General features: G+C 39.8%; 2 protein-coding genes and 1 pseudogene. 1 reads left to right on the top strand and 2 read right to left on the bottom strand.

The genetic code is table 11. The annotated features are described in order from the left end of the window. Positions 1 to 223: pseudogene (locus tag F6K49_RS46625) on the top strand (helicase); the annotation flags it as partial. 237 nt (positions 224 to 460) lie between these two features. Here F6K49_RS46625 and rd read toward each other — a convergent pair. Together rd and F6K49_RS46615 are read right to left on the bottom strand one after the other, a co-directional pair. Then, positions 461 to 625 (bottom strand): rubredoxin, encoded by a 165-nt coding sequence (rd, locus tag F6K49_RS46620; RefSeq protein WP_293052701.1) that lies wholly within the window; start codon positions 623 to 625, stop codon positions 461 to 463. 95 nt (positions 626 to 720) lie between these two features. Beyond that, positions 721 to 1,419, bottom strand: coding sequence for a sulfotransferase domain-containing protein (locus tag F6K49_RS46615; protein WP_293109268.1), 699 nt, complete (start codon positions 1,417 to 1,419; stop codon positions 721 to 723). Positions 1,420 to 1,675: the final 256 nt, after the last annotated feature.

Genomic DNA, 1,675 nt, shown 5'->3' with positions numbered 1-1,675 from the left:
GGGGCGAGTGTTGCGACCGCACCCAGGTAAGGAACGGGCAACGTTATTTGACATGATTGTATTGCCCCCAGATTTGGGACGGGAAACTTGGGAAGTGGAACGGAGTTTGTTGAAAAAGGAATTGAAGCGATTTTTGGAGTTTGCTGAGTTGGCCGATAATGCTGGGGAGGCCAGGGTAAAATTGCTGGAAATTCAGCAGCGCTATGGAGTGTCAGAGTGCTAATTGCCAATCGCATTCTTGGCAATTAGCACTCCGGGTTTGGTAAGGCACGGTTTTTTATTGCCTACCACTATTTTTTGTCAAAAAAAACGGTGGCACTGCCACCGATTACGACAATCAATACGACAATAAGCAGGTGCACAAAATTAATTACACATTTTCCAAAACTCAAAACCTTACGATGTAAGGGTTACAGAGATTGGTAGTAGGAAATTAATTTTGTTTAGGTGCTTAAAAATGTTACTCTTCTTCCAGTTCAAAATCTTCCTTACCGACTCCACAAACCGGACATACCCAGTCATCTGGAATATCTTCAAAAGGTGTTCCCGGTGCAATGCCACTATCTGGATCCCCTACCTCTGGGTCATAGACATAGCCGCAAGTGGTACAGACATATTTCTTCATGGATATTGTCCTAAATTAGTGTTCTTCTCTCATCAGTCTGATCATATCGTGTCCCGTTGTTTCGGTAGTGTTATTTGTTATTGTTTTTTTATAAATTAATTCCATGATTGCCATGGAACTGAGTAGCCAAGTAGTTCTTCTAATGCTGTAATTTCCTGTTTATAATACTTACTAAGAGCATTTTTGATAGTTGGTGAAATCGACACCTTTTCCTGAGGCTGCACATTAAGGCGTAAATAGACCGGATCCAGGGACCGTCGAATTTTCCTCAAAACTTTGTGGATAGGTTTGTCTTGGGTATATTGACGCATAGACTTTAGAAACTGCTCATAATTCCGGTGAAACCACCAATTTTTTACTGCCTTACTGGAATTATAGACTTTAAAAAGATAATCCCCATAGAAGGTTGGATCAATTCCTGCAAATCCACATATTTTTTCAAGCACATATTTGGGATTTTGGGATAACTCTTCATAAAAAGCAACATAAATTCGATCGGCTCCGAATAACTCAAAGTAAGGCTCTAAGTAGACAGAATAACGCCCTTGCTCAAGGGAACGCATATAGGTATAGGTATTTTCGTGTTCAAAATTATCATTAATTAATTGCTGGTTAACATAGTTATCAAAGCTGATATCTTGAGGAAGATACTCTTTTTGTTTAGCAAACTTATACCAAGAAATTAATCGAGACACCGGTTCCCGTAGGATAAATATAAGTTTCACATTTGGTAGAGATTGTTTTATTTTATGGGGTGTACCTAATGAGTAAAGATAGTCTGGTGTTGCCTCCATGCGAATTTTTTCGACATGGGAGCACTGAGAGGATATCTGAAAAGTTTTTTTATACTGAATTTTGCCCCCCTAGCCCCCCAACTTTGGGGGGAACAAGAGTCAATTTGCTTCTAAAAGTCCCCCAAAATTGGGGGATTTAGGGGGCTTGGATGTAGCAAATGAGACTTCTCAGACAACCTCTGAGCATAACGGAAAATATCATCATATTTTTCTAGACCATCTTCATAGCGATAGTTGGAAGCTTCCGGATAATCTT

The sequence above is a fragment of the Moorena sp. SIO3I6 genome, from assembly GCF_010672095.1.
The sequence above is the reverse complement of the archived record's forward strand: the minus strand, read 5'-3'. Positions and strand labels throughout refer to the sequence as shown.

Excerpts from the sequence above, each read along its gene's own strand:
- F6K49_RS46615 (WP_293109268.1), bottom strand. The coding sequence starts at position 1,419 with ATGGAGGCAACACCAGACTATCTTTACTCATTAGGTACACCCCATAAA.
- rd (WP_293052701.1), bottom strand. The coding sequence starts at position 625 with ATGAAGAAATATGTCTGTACCACTTGCGGCTATGTCTATGACCCAGAG.